Below are 14,555 nucleotides of genomic sequence, written 5' to 3' on the forward strand. Positions count from 1 at the left end.
TCACTGTATGAAATGTCTTCATAAATGTCCAATATATGTTTAACTAACAACTTATACTTTTAAAATATAAATGATTGGGGAGCTATGGAACTTCGGCATTTGCGTTATTTCATTGCAGTTGCAGAGGAACTGAATTTCACTCGTGCAGCCGAAAAACTGCATATTGCCCAACCTCCGCTGAGCCAACAAATCCAGCATTTGGAGGCGGAGTTGGGGTTTCAACTGTTTCGCCGCACCAAGCGGACGGTGCATTTAACGGCAGCGGGACAGGTTTTTTTCGAGGAAGCCGGGAAAATTCTGCAGCAAGTCGATCGAGCAATTCAACTCGGCCGACAAACCAGTCGGGGCGAACTCGGCCAACTGACGATCGGCTTTGTGAGTTCGGCAGCACACAACGTGGTTCCAGCGATTTTGCAGGCTTTTCGCACTCGGTGTCCCGCCGTCAAGCTGGAACTGCACGAACTGACGACCAACGAACAGTTGCAGCGGCTGCGGTTCGGGCAAATTGATATCGGCTTCGTGCGCCCTCCGGTTGAGGAAGAGGGGATAAATTCTGAAATCGTTTTTCGAGAACCGCTGATCGTGGCACTTCCAGAAACGCATCCGGCGGCCGATCGGGCGACGGTAGAATTACGCGAACTCTCTACCGAACCGTTCATTTTATTTCCGCGATCCCAGGCTCCGGGATTGTACGATGCGATCGTCAGTCTTTGTCAACAAGCAGGTTTTAGCCCGATCGCAGCTCAAGAAGCAATTCAAATGCAAACAATTGTCAGCTTGGTAGCCGCCGAGATGGGAGTGGCGATCGTCCCCGCGTCGATGCAAAATTTTCAGCGCAGCGGGGTTGTTTACAAAGCGTTACCAGAATCAACTTGCATTGTGGCGATCGCTCTGATTTGGCGCAGCGATCCAACGGCGGCGGTGCAGCGCTTTTTGGAAGTCGCCAGACTGCAGCAGCGGATTTGATATTTGAGATTGTAAATTTGAGATTGACTGGTAAATTGACAAAGTTATCAAAACTCAAAGATTTTCTGTGCAACAACACCCGTAGAATGATTAATTGATGCTCGGAGTTCGAGCAACTACCGCCGTAAAAGTCGGCACGACCCGACCCCAACGGATCAGAATATCCCACGTAACTATTCAGTACAAGAGAGCAAGGGATGGTATTGGCAACAGAAATGGGTTCGTCCCAACCGGAATCCTCTTTCGATTTATCTACTTATCTAGTCAAGCGAAAAGAGGCGATCGAGGTAGCTCTCGACAGTGCACTCCCGGTCATCTACCCAGAGAAAATTTACGAAGCAATGCGCTACTCGCTGCTAGCGGGGGGCAAGCGCCTGCGTCCGATCCTGTGTCTGGCTAGCTGCGAACTGGCCGGTGGCACTACATCTATGGCAATTCCCACAGCTTGCGCTTTGGAAATGATCCACACGATGTCGCTGATTCACGACGATTTGCCGGCAATGGACAATGACGACTACCGGCGCGGCAAACTGACGAACCACAAAGTCTACGGCGAAGATATCGCCATTTTGGCTGGCGATGGTTTGTTGACCTATGCTTTTGAATTTATCGCCACTAAAACTCAGAACGTACCCCCCCAGCAGGTGTTGCAGACGATCGCCCATTTAGCGCGGGCATCGGGTGCTGCTGGACTCGTAGGCGGTCAGGTGGTGGATTTGGAATCCGAAGGAAAGACAGATGTTTCTTTGGAAACTTTGAATTATATTCACGCTCACAAAACAGGCGCGCTGTTAGAGGCTTGCGTAGTTTGTGGGGCAATTCTGGCTGGGGCCTCGGCTGCGGATTTGCAGCGGCTGTCTCGTTTCGCTCAAAATATTGGGCTGGCTTTCCAGATCGTTGACGACATTCTGGATATTACTGCTACCCAAGAAGAACTGGGCAAAACTGCTGGCAAAGATGTTCAAGCAGGGAAAGTCACTTATCCGAGTTTGTGGGGAATTGAGGAGTCTCGGCGCCAAGCTTCGCAGCTTGTTGCTGATGCTAAGGCTCAATTGGCAGTGTTTGGGAGCAAAGCTCTACCGCTGCTGGCGATAGCCGATTTTATTACCAGCCGGAGTAACTAGAAATACCAAACACTATGCAGGAAATTTGCAGCGCCATCTTAAACAATCATGTACTCGTGGTTGCTTTGCTCGCTTGTCTGGCTGCTCAGATCATGAAGCTGCCGATCGAGTTGGTCAAAAATCGCAAGTTTAATCTTCGGTATTTGGTAACCACGGGGGGAATGCCCAGCGCTCACTCGTCTTTTGTGGGCGCTTTGGCTGCTGGAGTGGGACAAACGATGGGATGGGAAAGTCCGGATTTTGCGATCGCTGCGATCTTTGCAATTATTGTGATGTATGACGCAGCAGGCGTCCGCCAAGCCGCAGGCAAGCAAGCTCGCATCCTCAACCAAATTATTGACGAGTTTTTTGAGGAAGATCACAACCTTAATGAGGCTCGCCTGAAAGAGTTGTTGGGACACACTCCTTTTCAAGTGCTTGTCGGTTTGGGGTTAGGAATCACTATTGCTTGGATCGCAGGGCCTGCATATTAGTTAACTGTTAACTGTTAACTGTTAGTTGTTGACTGTTAACTGTTAACTAATGACTACAGACCGAATTCTGCTTGCAAAATATCGTCATTATCATCGGCGATCGTGGCGACAATAGTAATAACCCGAGAAATTTCCCCGGCCGAGATTTCCGCCATCGTCCGAGTCGATACTACGGCAACTTGATTATCAACAATGGCAAAATGAGCTTCTAAAGTAGACAGCCAATTCATTTCTAGAATTTTCCGCATTAATTGAGCTTCATTCTTCGCTGGCAACTGCAGTACAAAAGCCCAAACAGTCAAAGTATCATCTTCGGTTTCGCCCGTAAGTTGCACGAACACTTCGACACTGCCGTACTTGAACTTCCAAAGATGTCCGCCAGCTTCACTTTGACCGACCATCACTTTTTGGTCTACAGCCATGCTGGCGATGACAGTTTCAATTTCTTCTGCATAGGTGACGGCTGTGGCTTTTTCGACCTGCTCGGAGGCGATCGCACTTTCACTTGAGAGGCTCTCTGCGGAAGCTGTTTGTATGTTCGGCTCGCTGGTAGTCATGATTATATTTAGATGGAAAACTATTCCAATAATCAGTTTACTTGCTAAAGCTTAAAATTATGACTTTAAATAACTGGTTCCAAGGCATAGCCTTGGAACCATTATATCTCGCTTGTTTGCGGAGGCAGACGCAAGTTTGACTTGCAGAACGGTTTCAAACGGGTTCGCGATCGTTTTTAAGCCTTGGGCTTAGTCGCCGCCGGCTTCTTCTCAATGGTATTCAAGCCGTTGAGGAACATGGGCACCAATTTCTCCATAAATGCCTGCGGGTCGCGGTTCCAGGCCCGCTGAGCTACATCAACTCTGGTCATTTGTAGGTCGGGGGCCAGCAGGGTTGCGGGCAAGCGTTCCATCAGATATTGCGGGCGTTCCCACATCGGCATCGTGTTGGCAATATCCACGAGGCGGGTGACGCGGCGCAGTTCGGCCCCCAGCATGATATCCATTCCCGATTCAAATGCTGCTTGTTCGATCGCCACATACTTGCGCTTTGCCTGTTCCACCTTTTGGCGGTGTTCCGGGCTTTTGTCGGCGATTTGGGCCAGCCAGCGATTGCCCCAGCGGACGTGACCAGCTTCTTCTGGAAAAATCTTTTCGATTGTTTCGCGGATTTTGACGTTTTCTGCGGTTTGGGGAGCCTGTTTGAGGGCGTGAATGTGGGCTGAGAAATACTCGCAGCCCCGCTTTTCGGTGACATTTATTGCGGCTAAGGCTGCAATTATACCGTCATCGAGGTTGCGGTATTGCTCTTTGTCCAGCAGCCGCTCAAATTCGTCAATGTAGGAGACTCCCGGTGGCGTTCCCACCTTTTGGCCCAAGTCTACCAGCAAGTCGGTGAGCCACATCGCGTGTCGCGCTTCGTCGGAAATGTGCCGGGAGAGGTCGCGCACGAGTTCGGCCGGTTCCCCGTCTAGCCGTTCGAGCAGGTCCGTGAGGTCTTTGCAACTGCGCTGTTCGCTGTAGCGGTAGCGGTTGAGGGTGATAAGGTGAATTTCGCGATCGCGCACTACATTAGCTAAAATTTCGCGCGCTCCCATAGCGTTGCGAAGCTTGCGGGGATAGGCAACAGTCATGCTTTTATGTTGTTTTATAAAGATACTTATATAAGTGTAACGCAGTTTTTTCGACAACCAATTACCTCGCAAGGCTGAAAGTTGTTGTTTAGCACGGAGAGTCAATTTTATACAGACAGTTTTTTTACTAGCTCAACAAATGACAATAGTTTTGAGTTGCGAGCCATACCATTTTAGATTTTAGATTTTAGATTAAAAATGACTGATGACTATCAGGGTTTGGAGCTTTTCTACAGTTACGTTATTTTTTTAAACTGCGATCGCGCAAGGGTGGCGCGGATCGCAGAAAGCAACCTCATACACTCAAAACTTTTCAGGTTCCGTCGAGTCTTGGGTCTCAACACTAGCAGACTCTTGTTGAAATTTTCGCGCCTCTTCTACTTCTAACCTAGCCAGAGTTGTCGCCACATCAGCTAACTGTAAAGCCAGATTCATCCGACAAACCGGGTTTTTTTCCCTCCAAAGGTCTTTTGCCAAGAAATGTACTCGATAGCGAAACATTTTAATTGAATTTGGCGGAGTAACTTTCACGGTCATAGTCTTTCTTCTGTTGAAGTTTGAATGCGGAGCAGCACCCGTTCTAGCTCCAAGTAAACAAATGTCAGCATGATTACTTTATCTTCATGGGTGATTGTAACACTACAAGTTGCCGATCGAGGTTCAACGCCTTCGTGTCTGACAACTACAGTATATTTTCCCTGCTTCAGGTTATCAAAATTCACATCTGCCTCAAACAGATCAACTGTCTCCTCAGCCAGCACTCGTCCCTCCCGAGTTAGTAAAGTGACAAAGGCAATGCCGTCAACAGAAGTCATAGCATTATTACTCTGATTGCGGATCATTACAAAAATATCGGACATTGTTTTGTCATTGTTAATTGCTAATTGCTAATTTAGAATGAGTGCAGCACCTCACAAACAAAGGAGCATAAATACAGTGAATCATTTCAAGCTTTTGCTAATTTTGATGCCTTTTGCAGGGGTTCTCGGTTTGGCAAAAAGTGGAGCCCTAGCTGCTGTCTCGAATATCTCTGAGACAGAGCCTTGTTTACAGCTTCACGGCGTGCGGGTTGCTCAAAGGGACGATCGCAATTTAAGTAACTCGAAAGGTACATTAAAAGAAGGCAGTGCCCTCTCTATCGATCCTGATGAAGTTACCGGCATACCAAAAGCTGAGGCGCGACAGCGTTTCATTTTGAATAAGATATATCGGGTTCAGGAAGGCACTACTCCTGACGATTTATTTATTGTTGATGAGAAAGCAAATAAATGGGCTGTAGAGGATGTCTCTGACGCTACAATGGGCCCTACTACTAACAGCGTTGCTCAGATAGTGTCGGGTAACGGGAGAGTATGGGCTCTGATCCAGAAGTTCTAAACTCGAAAAAAACGCCGCTTTTAAAGGCGGCGTTCTTATCAATTAAAAATTACAGGTTAAAAATGGTATAATCCCAGTTTTAACTTTTAATTTTTAATTATTAATTTTCTTCTAACAGTCGTAGTAGAGAGCAAACTCGTAGGGGTGAGGACGCAGCCGCATCGGGTTGACTTCATTGTCGAGTTTGTAGGAAATCCAGGTTTGGATGAAGTCTTCGGTAAATACGCCGGTTTCAGTTAAGAAACTGTGGTCTTTTTCCAAAGCTTCTAAAGCACCTTCCAACGAACCAGGCGTCGAAGGAATCTTGCTCAATTCTTCTGGGGAAAGGTCGTAGATATCCACGTCCAAAGGTTCGCCCGGATCAATTTGATTCTTGATTCCGTCTATGCCGGCACACAGCATGGCTGCAAATGCTAAATAGGGGTTGGATGTGGCATCAGGACAGCGGAATTCTAACCGCTTGGCTTTGGGGTTGGTTCCTGACAACGGAATCCGCACTGATGCAGATCGATTTCCTTGAGAGTAAGCTAAGTTTACAGGCGCTTCAAAGCCTGGAACTAAACGCTTGTAGGAATTGGTCGTGGGGTTGGTGATTGCCAAAAGTGCCGGGGCGTGCTTGAGAATGCCGCCGATGTAATGCAGTCCCATTTGGCTGAAACCTGCATATTGATCGCCTGCAAACAGAGGTTGACCGTCTTTCCAAATCGACTGGTGAACGTGCATCCCGGAACCGTTGTCGTTAAACAGCGGTTTGGGCATGAAGGTGATGGTTTTGCCGTATTTTTTGCCGACGTTTTTGATGACGTATTTGTAAGTCAGCAAGTAGTCGGCTGCTTGTACTAAAGTTGCAAAGCGGAAACCGAGTTCGCATTGACCGCCGGTGGCGACTTCGTGGTGGTGTTTTTCGATGGGTACGCCGCATTTTGCCATTGTCAGCAGCATTTCCGTTCTCATGTCTTGTGAGGTGTCGGTTGGTGCTACTGGGAAATAACCTTCTTTGTAACGCGGTTTGTAGCCGAGGTTGCCGCCTGCTTCTTCTTTGCCGGAATTCCAGCGACCTTCGATCGAATCTACGTAATAGTAGCCGGAATTTTGGGTTTGGTCGAAGCGAACGTCGTCAAAAATAAAGAATTCTGCTTCCGGGCCAAAGAATGCTGTATCGCCGAGACCGGTCGAAAGCAAGTAGTCTATGGCTTTTTGGGCAATGGTGCGGGGACAGCGACTGTACGGTTCGCCGGTGCGAGGTTCTTTGATGCTGCAAATGAAGCTGATGGTCGGTTCTGCCATGAACGGGTCCATCCAAGCGGTGGTCGGATCGATGACCATCGTCATGTCTGATTCGTTGATGGCTTTCCAGCCCCGAATGCTGGAACCGTCGAAGGGTACGCCGTCTGTGAAGGAGCTTTCGTCGATTTGGTCGTGGTACAGGGAAAGGTGCTGCCAGATCCCCGGCATATCGATGAATTTGAGGTCAACGATCTGGATCTTATTTTCTTGTATGTAGTTTAAGGCTTCTTGGGGTGTCTGGAACATGACTTACTCCTGATATTGGTTGTGTCTTGGCGATCGGCCGATTTCAGACTGTTTGGGCGATCGTAGGCCTTCAGTACCCACTATTTTGTATCTATGGCTACAAAATTTTGAAATTGGTGCCCAGTGCGGCTGGGCAGTTCGGGATTCTTGCCCTGTGGATTATTTTTCGGCTGAAGATACAAGGCAGACGGCTGAATTTTGCTGCTGTTTGCCGAGGATAGACTACCTAGAGTGAAAATCCCATCTCAAATCTTAATCAAACGCCGATTTGTAGTAGTCTACAATAGGCGGTCTGTCTCAGATAGCAAAGTATTGATAAAGATTTTTGGGAGAGAAACTTATGCGCGATGCAGTGACGAGCCTGATTGAAAATTATGATGTTGCTGGTAGGTATTTAGACCGAGATGGTATCGATCGGTTGAAATCTTATTTTGCAACGGGCACGGCACGGGTACAGGCGGCGGCTGCGATTAACAGCAATGCTGCGGCAATTGTCAAGCAAGCTGGTATCCAGCTATTTGCTGAACAGCCGGAACTGATCCGTCCCGGGGGAAATGCCTACACGACTCGCCGTTACGCGGCTTGTCTGCGGGATATGGATTACTACTTGCGCTATGCTACTTACGCCCTAGTGGCTGGAAGTACCGACGTGCTCGACGAGCGCGTGCTGCAAGGTTTGCGGGAAACTTACAATTCTCTAAGCGTTCCCATTGGCCCGACGGTGATGGGAATTAGCATTATGAAGGAGATGGTTAAGGCTCAGGTGGAAGCTGCTGGCTTGTCTGTTGGGCCTTTTTTGGAGCAGCCTTTTGATTACATGATTCGCGAATTGAGCGAACAAGATATTTAAGTCAATTTGCTAGTTCTTTTAGCAGTAAATTGCATTTTTGGCTGGCAGTTAGCAGCACTTAGATCGATCGCTTTTTTTGGCTTCACAGCCTCCAAGCGATCTTTTTTTATGGGTTATACAATTTTAGATTAAAGATTTGAGATTAAAAATTATAAATTAAAAATTATAGGTTAAAAATTTGAAGAATTGGGAATGACTGATGAATTAAGGGTTTGGAGCTTCCCTACAATTGCATTCTTGTTTGAAACTGGTACTAAAAATCGTCAACACATCCCCAGACGAGACATTTGTCCAGGGGATTTTTGGTTTGGCGCAGCTCGATTTGTGCGACGGTTGTTGCTTCTACTTCGCCGTTGGGGTAAAGAATGTGGATGATGTCACCGCTGACGAATGCGAGGGGATTTTCTTGACAATTGCCAGGATTTCTGATAGGAAAGTTAATTGTTTTCATGGTCGCTCGCCCTGATGGTATTGGTAGCGCTTTTAGCTCCATATAAATCATCCGCTAGTCACAAAAATTATTGTGTGATTCTATGAATGTTTATCTGTGATCCAAGTACACACTCAGAGCGATCTCAGTCACATCCTGTGACCTGGAGGCGATCGCCCCGCGACAATCGCAAAACCAAAATAATCGCCAAAAATTAGCAGTGGGGTTTGTGCGTAAGTGCTAATCTGGTACTGTTCTTAACCCTATCCGTACAGATTAAAAACCTTGGCTAAACAGCGACTAGACACATTATTGGTCAGCCTAGATTTGTGCAGTTCCAGACAGCAAGCTCAGGCTTTGATTCGGACTGGGAAAGTTTCTATCAACCAGCAGGTAGTTGACAAACCGGGCACTGAGGTTGACATCGCAGCAAAAATTCAGATTAAAGAGCGATCGCGCTATGTTTCTAGAGGCGGTGACAAATTAGCCAAAGCTTTAGAAGTTTTTGCGATTCCCGTTGCAGGCAGAATTTGTCTCGACGGCGGCATCTCCACAGGCGGTTTTACCGACTGTTTGCTGCAAGCCGGCGCCGCCCTAGTGTACGGCATAGATGTTGGCTACGGTCAAGCAGATTGGGGCTTGCGTAACGATCCGAAAGTAATTTTGAAAGAACGCACCAATTTGCGGTACATGACTGCTGCTGAGCTTTACGGCGACTCTGAGCGAGCAGATTTGGCGGTAGTAGATGTGTCGTTTATTTCCCTGGATAAGATTTTACCGGCGCTGTGGGAATTGTTGGCACCACCGCGAGAAGCGGTATTGTTGGTAAAGCCGCAGTTTGAGGTAGGGCGCGAGAGAGTCGGGAAAAAAGGCGTAGTGCGAGACTCAGCCACTCAAGCTGATGCGATTTTTCAAGTGTGGAAGGCAGCCACAGCTTTAGGATGGCAGCAACGCGGCTTAACGTGGTCGCCTTTACTTGGCCCGGCCGGTAATATCGAGTATCTTTTATGGTTGGGGATCGATCGCGAACAGGAGCCAGAGCCGAGGGCGATCGAAGAGGATGTTGTGAAAGAACGGATCGCACAAGTCACCAAAGCGGCGGCGCGGGAACTTGTCGATCGATTGTAGATTGTAGATTGATTTCTAGATGTCAAACTAATCAATTTTAAAAGTCAAATTTGGAACTCCAGATTGCTTTAAATTTTCAATTTTTTTTGTCAATCGGACTCCTCAAGTTTCACAAGAGTGAATAATTCCATGCAATCATTCAAACAAGCCGGTTCAATTTTACTCTACGTTCTAGGTGGCATCGGGTATGTAGCAATTGTAGCTACTATTTTAGGCGTTTCAATTCTCATCAAGTGGGCCGCTCTGCTACTAGCAGACAAATTATTATATACAATTCTGATTATCGGCGATCTGTTGAGGGGTATCGAAATTATTGAACTGTTAAATATATTGATATTTGCATTTATCGGTATGGGAGTGGGTGTGGGGACACGACTTCTACACCCTCAATACGGTCGCAAAATTAGTGCGGCTTTGTTGATAGTTATAGTTCCCTTAGTTTTCATGATTACGCCAGCCATTCGATATAATGCTTGGCTGGAAAAAGTGGAAGAATCGGATAAATTATCGCCTTCGCAAACTGCAACCTTAACTAACTCATTTTTGAATAGAAAAGTTGGATTGCCCGGTTTTATCGGTTATTACGTATATACTGGTCAGTTTCCGGTTATTCCGACGAAACAATCGGAGATGAAAGACCTTGACAGTTTTGAAAAAAAAGTTAATTCCAGATTTGTACAGTTCACAGGTATTGCTCCGACTATTGTTTCTTGGTCAATGCGGGTTTGTTTTTGGCTGATTAGAATATTTTACTTTTCTATAGCGGTAATTGCGACGATCGCGCATTTTAGAGAAGGTGTTAGAATTGCCAGACGGTAATATGATTTTCGATTTTCGATTAAATAATTGGGAATCACTGATGAAGATCGTGGTTGGGAGCTTAACTACAGTTGCATTCTTTTTTGACAATAGTATAATAAGATTACAAGCAGTAGGGGGCGTCAGATCCTAGCTCTTCGATTATTCGCAAATAACCATCTGCTGACGCACCCTACTCAACTACTAGGGCAATTTTTAATTGCCAATTTTAAACTCTTGCTGCAAGCGATCGATAATTGTATTACGCTCGATGGTGGCGAGAATTTCTTGAATTACCGTATCTTGTCCCAGGGGACCCCAGGTGCAGCCTTTTTCTAAATAAACTTGGGCGGCACGACCAACAGCATAGGTTCCGTAAGCTGCTAAACTAGCTTGAGTGACAGCAACTCCGGCAAAAGTAGAAAAGCCGATGTGCGGGGCAGCAGCGGCTGCTGTTTTGCCAAATCCCAACAGAAAACTGCTACCCAATTCTCCCAAAAGTACGCCACCAGCACTTGAGAAAATAGTCTGCCAAAGTTTCCCGGCTTCGTAACCAGTCATGGGTAAGCCGTAAAGTCTGGATAAAGAGCGAATTAAAGCTAAATCTGCGACACTTGCTCCCATTACATCCAAGAATGCCACTGGATTTAAACCGACAGCCAAAGCTTTATATTTTGCAAATTGCCAGATTAAATCTTCGGCTTCTGTTTGTCGCAATTTGAGAACGTGACGGGCAATGTTTGCTTCGGCATCTCTAGCTTCAACTAAAGCATTTAAAGCGAGGAGTGATCGACCTTCTCTGTTAAGAATTGTGAGAATTTTATGTTTGAGTTCGTCTATCTGCGCGGGTGGCGACTCCCATTCGTTAGTTACTCTTCCGTCGGACCATTCCACCCGCACTTGCACCGGCGCGGGTTCGGCGGCTACCATGACTATTTCTAATGATTTGGCAATTTTAGGCGGTGATTTTGCGGTAGATTTATCGGAGGAGTTGTTTGGGCGATCGGACAAATTTTCGCTATCTGTTTTCTCTGCTACCGCAGCGGCTGCTAACTCTTCAGAATTTCCCAGCGCTTGCAAACTTTGGTAAATAGCTTTTCTGTCTAATTCTGGATAAAGGTCAATTTTATTAAAAACTAAAATCAGCGGTTTTTGAGCTGTTTGCAATTCGCACAGTGCTTGATATTCAGTTCGGGTGATATCCCCTGCAACGACAAACAGAATTAAGTCAGCTTGGCGAGTTACTTGTTTCGCCATTTCGCCGCGCACTTCGCCGCCAACTTCATCAAGTCCGGGAGTGTCAATTAATTCAACTTGCACCCCTCCTTTCCCCCCCTTGCCAAGGGGGGATTGGGGGGATTCCTCGCTGTCAAGGAAGGATAAAGGCACACTCCAGCGCACGGAACGCGGCCACTGAGTCACGCCGTTGAGAGGGCCTGTTTGCAGAATTTTTTGACCTAAAAGCGCGTTTAATACGGCTGACTTGCCACGGCTGACTAAGCCGAAAGTAGCAATGCGAATGACGTTGTGGTCTAGTTTTTCTGATGTGGAAGTTAAGATATCTAACTGATATTGCAGCGCTGCTTCTAATTCTGTATTATTCGAGTTTTTTTTCCCTTGGCGCAGGTGGGAATAGCGCGCCAGGGATTCGCGCAAACTGGCGCGGGCAAGCGATAAGCGATTTTCTTGAAGGGAATTGTCAGCCATTGGCGATCGGCTTTTTTAAGCAGGTATAATTGATCGTCGAATTATAAATCCTATTTCTTATTTTAATACAATTTTTCATAAATTTATAATTTTTTATTGGGGAATTAGGTAGGGACACGGCACTGCCGTGTCCCTACGGATATCGTGGGCAATCGACCGGATTTAATATCAGATATCCTGGGCGATTGACCGGATTTAATATCAGATGCTGGACTAATTTTAATTGACCCCTGAATGAACGGTTTCTTAATGGGCTGCGGCTAGGACACGGCACTGCCGTGTCCCTAGGGATATCATGGGCGATCGAGCGAATTTAACAACATCAGATGCTGCACTACTTCTAATTGACCGCCGACTTAACGGTCTCAGGCCCAGATACCTGAGATGAAAGGCGACTCGCCACTTGGTTGACGAAAGATTGCAAGAAGGAAACTTGCTGATTTTGCGTAAATACTGCTTGCAAAGTTTTAGTCAACTGGGCGAGATTGAAAATGCCTTGGGCAGCATTTTCCAGTTCTTGACTTTGGAAATATTCAATTAAACTCAGTCCTGCTATTCTGGTAAAATATGCTGCACTAATTCCCTGCACCGCGCCTCCTGCTACATAGGTGACGGCATTGCTTTTCAGCAGTCCAGTAATAGTTTGGGTAGACAGTTCTACTAATCCCAATTTGAACATTTGATTAGCCAAAGTACCCGCTACTGTCTTAGCTTGGTCTAAGGAAAACTTTCGCTGATAGATAGCGCCGAGGTCGATTACGAGCTGGGTGCTGATGGCGGTTGTTGCTAGCAAGTCTAAAGCCGGAACCGGATTAGCAAACACGGTGGCGGCGGCGATGTACTGATATTGTTCGATAATGGGAATTGCCCGATCGCGCCTGACTGCATTTAATAAGGTTTTTGCCTCTAAATTGATACTTGCAGCCTCGCGCACTGCACTCGCCCACACCAACTGTTGTCGTTCTTCAGTTAAGATTTTAGTCAATCTTTCCGTCAGCGCGTCGAGTTGAGAGACTTGATTTTCGATGCGTTCTTTAAATGTGCCGTCCGCTTGGTGCTGGCGCACTTTAATAGATTTGGGAGAAGCTGCGATCGCAATTATATCTTCTGTCCCCAATATTCCTTGCATTTTCTGCTGCAAAGAGTGCAAAACCTGCGACTGCTGTTCTGGCAAATATTGGTCTAGTTTGTTCCAGACTAGCAGCACGCGCTGACCTGCTGCAGCTAGCTGAGATAATGTTTGAAATTCGGAATCTGTGATGTCACCCGCTGTCACAAACAGCACTAAATCACCGCCGATTTTGGCATCGGTATTTGTATTAGCAAATAGCGGTGCTGTTTCTGGAAAACTCAGCTTGTGCTGGTGTTGAGATGCCCAATTAGAATTTAAAACTTGAATTAAGGCAGTTTTACCGACAGCTTTGCCGCCAGTTACGGTAATCCGCAAATCTTCTCTGTCTAATTCGCTTCTGAGCCGATCGAGCTTTGCTGTTAGATTAGCAGGAGCGGCGGAGTTTTGAGCTTCTGAAGCCAGCAATTTAATGGTGGCTTCGGAGGTCGCGATCGCTTTTTCGGCTGCTTCCCGGTTCGCCAGGGGTTGCGGGAGTGCGAGTTCGAGTTTGGGGGATTGTTGCTTCCACCACCAATACCCCGCACCGGCAGCAGCCAAGCCGATGAGTGCTGTTTCGCCCATTTCTGAACCCGAATGCTGTAGAGTTTCCAGCAGCCACAGCGCTGCTGAAAGTCCTATTCCGCCTATTAAAATCGGTCGCCGCAAGTTAAGTGTCATTTTTTCCTTCCTGTGGGTATTGTCACCAAGCTTAACCTTCGCCGGCTTGGCCTCCCTCCCTATATTCCATCGTACCTCTGTGACATCCAAACTGGCAGGCGGGCAATCCGACTTTTTGCCATCGGGATTTGCGGCCCGCTGCACAATCAACTTTTTGCACTTCTACAAACGAGGAATAGGGGACTGAAGTCCTCACTACAAACCAACAGATTTTTACAGGATTTTGCAAATATAATAGTTGATTTTTTCTCTATGTTGGTAATGCTTGAGATTGTGATTCAAAAATATCAATTATTTGTTTGGGAATTGCTCGCGGTCGCATGGTGGTAACTTCTACCCAAACCCAAAGCGCCTCGGCTTTTAACAATATTTCGTCCTTTCCAAGTAAGCGAATTTCGTAGCGGCGGACGGCGCGCGGGCCGCGCAGTTGTTCGATCCAAGTTGATATCTCCAGTCGATCGCCCGCAGCGGCCGATCGCAAATAGTCAATCTCTATCCGCCGCATTACAAAGACGCCGCCCAGTTCCCGGTAGCGATCGAGTGTAAATCCCAAGTGTTCTAAATGTTCGATCGCAGCGTGTTCTAAATAATGCTGGTAGACAGCATTATTTACATGACCGAGGGCGTCCATTTCGTAATGGCGCACTCTAATTTGTGCAGTAAATGGTGTCAATTTCTCACCTGTCTACTTGTTGCGGTATTTTGTAGTTCCGAGCGCGATCGCACTTGGGGTCGATACTCGCTCGGAAC

General features: G+C 46.9%; 16 protein-coding genes. 7 read left to right on the top strand and 9 right to left on the bottom strand.

Annotation, left to right across the window (positions count from 1 at the left end; translation table 11 throughout):
- The first annotated feature begins 84 nt into the window (after nt 1-84).
- The 3 genes from QUA27_RS17035 (at nt 85) to QUA27_RS17045 (ending at nt 2,563) form a co-directional block, all read left to right on the top strand.
- A complete protein-coding gene (locus QUA27_RS17035) occupies nt 85-966 on the top strand; it encodes a LysR family transcriptional regulator (protein ID WP_333069236.1) in 882 nt (293 codons plus the stop codon).
- Between the two features lie 197 nt (nt 967-1,163).
- Entirely contained in the window at nt 1,164-2,090 is a 927-nt protein-coding gene (crtE, locus tag QUA27_RS17040) for a geranylgeranyl diphosphate synthase CrtE (protein WP_333069237.1), read from the top strand.
- Between the two features lie 14 nt (nt 2,091-2,104).
- On the top strand, nt 2,105-2,563 hold the full coding sequence (locus QUA27_RS17045) for a divergent PAP2 family protein (protein ID WP_333069238.1): 459 nt from the start codon (nt 2,105-2,107) through the stop codon (nt 2,561-2,563).
- 53 nt (nt 2,564-2,616) lie between these two features.
- Here the strand turns inward: QUA27_RS17045 and QUA27_RS17050 are convergent, their stop codons facing one another.
- From QUA27_RS17050 to QUA27_RS17065, 4 genes are all read right to left on the bottom strand, one after another.
- On the bottom strand, nt 2,617-3,120 hold the full coding sequence (locus QUA27_RS17050) for a YbjN domain-containing protein (protein WP_333069239.1): 504 nt from the start codon (nt 3,118-3,120) through the stop codon (nt 2,617-2,619).
- Nucleotides 3,121-3,296: 176 nt separating this feature from the next.
- The gene (locus QUA27_RS17055) at nt 3,297-4,193 is read right to left on the bottom strand and encodes a ferritin-like domain-containing protein (RefSeq protein ID WP_333069240.1); all 897 of its coding nucleotides are present in this window, start codon (nt 4,191-4,193) and stop codon (nt 3,297-3,299) included.
- Between the two features lie 303 nt (nt 4,194-4,496).
- Nucleotides 4,497-4,730 carry a hypothetical protein gene (locus QUA27_RS17060; RefSeq protein WP_333069241.1) on the bottom strand — a complete coding sequence of 78 codons (234 nt, stop codon included), beginning with the start codon at nt 4,728-4,730 and terminating at the stop codon, nt 4,497-4,499.
- Nucleotides 4,727-5,053, bottom strand: a complete 327-nt coding sequence (locus tag QUA27_RS17065; protein WP_333069242.1) for a hypothetical protein — start codon at nt 5,051-5,053, stop codon at nt 4,727-4,729. The genes QUA27_RS17060 and QUA27_RS17065 overlap by 4 nt, the downstream gene beginning before the upstream one ends.
- A 76-nt stretch (nt 5,054-5,129) precedes the next feature.
- On the opposite strand from QUA27_RS17065, the gene QUA27_RS17070 reads away from it, so the two are divergent.
- The gene (locus QUA27_RS17070) at nt 5,130-5,570 is read left to right on the top strand and encodes a hypothetical protein (RefSeq protein WP_333069244.1); all 441 of its coding nucleotides are present in this window, start codon (nt 5,130-5,132) and stop codon (nt 5,568-5,570) included.
- A 111-nt stretch (nt 5,571-5,681) separates the two neighbouring features.
- Here QUA27_RS17070 and glnA read toward each other — a convergent pair whose 3' ends face one another.
- Nucleotides 5,682-7,103, bottom strand: a complete 1,422-nt coding sequence (glnA, locus tag QUA27_RS17075) for a type I glutamate--ammonia ligase (protein ID WP_333069245.1) — start codon at nt 7,101-7,103, stop codon at nt 5,682-5,684.
- 340 nt (nt 7,104-7,443) lie between these two features.
- Here glnA and apcB point away from each other — a divergent pair, with 340 nt between their 5' ends.
- Nucleotides 7,444-7,953: an allophycocyanin subunit beta gene (apcB, locus tag QUA27_RS17080; RefSeq protein WP_333069246.1), complete on the top strand. Its 510-nt coding sequence runs from the start codon at nt 7,444-7,446 to the stop codon at nt 7,951-7,953.
- Between the two features lie 253 nt (nt 7,954-8,206).
- Here apcB and QUA27_RS17085 read toward each other — a convergent pair whose 3' ends face one another.
- Nucleotides 8,207-8,404: a hypothetical protein gene (locus QUA27_RS17085; protein WP_333069247.1), complete on the bottom strand. Its 198-nt coding sequence runs from the start codon at nt 8,402-8,404 to the stop codon at nt 8,207-8,209.
- Between the two features lie 264 nt (nt 8,405-8,668).
- Here QUA27_RS17085 and QUA27_RS17090 point away from each other — a divergent pair, with 264 nt between their 5' ends.
- Together QUA27_RS17090 and QUA27_RS17095 are read left to right on the top strand one after the other, a co-directional pair.
- Complete coding sequence (locus QUA27_RS17090) at nt 8,669-9,511, top strand: TlyA family RNA methyltransferase (RefSeq protein ID WP_333069248.1); 843 nt, start codon at nt 8,669-8,671, stop codon at nt 9,509-9,511.
- A 129-nt stretch (nt 9,512-9,640) separates the two neighbouring features.
- Nucleotides 9,641-10,330 carry a hypothetical protein gene (locus QUA27_RS17095; protein WP_333069250.1) on the top strand — a complete coding sequence of 230 codons (690 nt, stop codon included), beginning with the start codon at nt 9,641-9,643 and terminating at the stop codon, nt 10,328-10,330.
- Between the two features lie 195 nt (nt 10,331-10,525).
- On the opposite strand, the gene QUA27_RS17100 is transcribed toward QUA27_RS17095, so the two are convergent.
- The 3 genes from QUA27_RS17100 to QUA27_RS17110 form a co-directional block, all read right to left on the bottom strand.
- Nucleotides 10,526-12,016, bottom strand: a complete 1,491-nt coding sequence (locus tag QUA27_RS17100) for a DUF697 domain-containing protein (protein ID WP_333069251.1) — start codon at nt 12,014-12,016, stop codon at nt 10,526-10,528.
- Between the two features lie 340 nt (nt 12,017-12,356).
- Nucleotides 12,357-13,805: a YcjF family protein gene (locus QUA27_RS17105; RefSeq protein WP_333069252.1), complete on the bottom strand. Its 1,449-nt coding sequence runs from the start codon at nt 13,803-13,805 to the stop codon at nt 12,357-12,359.
- Nucleotides 13,806-14,055: 250 nt separating this feature from the next.
- On the bottom strand, nt 14,056-14,478 hold the full coding sequence (locus QUA27_RS17110) for an acyl-CoA thioesterase (RefSeq protein WP_333069254.1): 423 nt from the start codon (nt 14,476-14,478) through the stop codon (nt 14,056-14,058).
- Between the last annotated feature and the right edge of the window lie 77 nt (nt 14,479-14,555).

The organism is Microcoleus harperi Pol14_C6, assembly GCF_036701295.1.
In the GTDB taxonomy this organism is placed as follows: Bacteria; Cyanobacteriota; Cyanobacteriia; order Cyanobacteriales; family Microcoleaceae; genus Microcoleus.

What these genes read in the sequence shown, in the direction of transcription:
- QUA27_RS17085 (WP_333069247.1), bottom strand. Translation starts at nt 8,404, where the DNA reads ATGAAAACAATTAACTTTCCTATCAGAAATCCTGGCAATTGTCAAGAA.
- QUA27_RS17065 (WP_333069242.1), bottom strand. Translation starts at nt 5,053, where the DNA reads ATGTCCGATATTTTTGTAATGATCCGCAATCAGAGTAATAATGCTATG.
- QUA27_RS17045 (WP_333069238.1), top strand. Translation starts at nt 2,105, where the DNA reads ATGCAGGAAATTTGCAGCGCCATCTTAAACAATCATGTACTCGTGGTT.
- crtE (WP_333069237.1), top strand. Translation starts at nt 1,164, where the DNA reads ATGGTATTGGCAACAGAAATGGGTTCGTCCCAACCGGAATCCTCTTTC.
- QUA27_RS17035 (WP_333069236.1), top strand. Translation starts at nt 85, where the DNA reads ATGGAACTTCGGCATTTGCGTTATTTCATTGCAGTTGCAGAGGAACTG.
- QUA27_RS17105 (WP_333069252.1), bottom strand. Translation starts at nt 13,805, where the DNA reads ATGACACTTAACTTGCGGCGACCGATTTTAATAGGCGGAATAGGACTT.
- QUA27_RS17055 (WP_333069240.1), bottom strand. Translation starts at nt 4,193, where the DNA reads ATGACTGTTGCCTATCCCCGCAAGCTTCGCAACGCTATGGGAGCGCGC.
- QUA27_RS17050 (WP_333069239.1), bottom strand. Translation starts at nt 3,120, where the DNA reads ATGACTACCAGCGAGCCGAACATACAAACAGCTTCCGCAGAGAGCCTC.
- apcB (WP_333069246.1), top strand. Translation starts at nt 7,444, where the DNA reads ATGCGCGATGCAGTGACGAGCCTGATTGAAAATTATGATGTTGCTGGT.
- glnA (WP_333069245.1), bottom strand. Translation starts at nt 7,103, where the DNA reads ATGTTCCAGACACCCCAAGAAGCCTTAAACTACATACAAGAAAATAAG.
- QUA27_RS17095 (WP_333069250.1), top strand. Translation starts at nt 9,641, where the DNA reads ATGCAATCATTCAAACAAGCCGGTTCAATTTTACTCTACGTTCTAGGT.
- QUA27_RS17060 (WP_333069241.1), bottom strand. Translation starts at nt 4,730, where the DNA reads ATGACCGTGAAAGTTACTCCGCCAAATTCAATTAAAATGTTTCGCTAT.
- QUA27_RS17100 (WP_333069251.1), bottom strand. Translation starts at nt 12,016, where the DNA reads ATGGCTGACAATTCCCTTCAAGAAAATCGCTTATCGCTTGCCCGCGCC.